General features: G+C 61.4%; 1 protein-coding gene. It reads left to right on the top strand.

All coding sequences use genetic code 11. The features are described 5' to 3' along the window. On the top strand, positions 1 to 500 hold a 500-nt coding region (locus tag ACXAHG_RS23545; RefSeq protein ID WP_475061256.1), incomplete at both ends, for a hypothetical protein.

Here is a 500-nt window from a genome sequence, read left to right as displayed (position 1 = left end):
GTTTATGCCCAGGTTGTGGATGCCGGCGGCAATGCCAGCCCGGCCTTCCGGGTTCCGGATCCGGTGTCCAATAGCCAGAAGGAACCGGAGGTTCTGGCGTTGAGCAACGGCGGTTTTGTCGTGAGCTGGCAGGCCAATAGCGGCTTGTGGGGCAGTGACGCAGCTGGCGGCATTTACGGTCAGATGTATGCACCGGATGCAGAGAACCCGGGCAGCTTTACAGCTCTGGGCGGCGAGTTCCGCATTAACACCGATGATGCCCATATCGAGCAGACCCAGCCGCGGATGGTGGCCCTGGAAGACGGCGGCTTCATGGTGCTTTGGCATCATGATGGCAACCCTCCGGAGCTGCGGTTCCAGAAGTTCGACAGCGCTGGTGCGCTGGTTGGGGATGAAGGGGTTCTGCAGGCAGACGGTCAATTGGGCACGCTTTCCAGCAGCGATGAAAACTGGACCGTCATTCCGCTGTCCGGCGGCGGCATTGCCGTGGCCTGGCAGAA

The sequence above is a fragment of the Leisingera sp. ABD4_442 genome (genome assembly GCF_056160905.1).
Note: the sequence above shows the minus strand (reverse complement) of the source record. Positions and strands in the feature narration are given on the sequence as shown.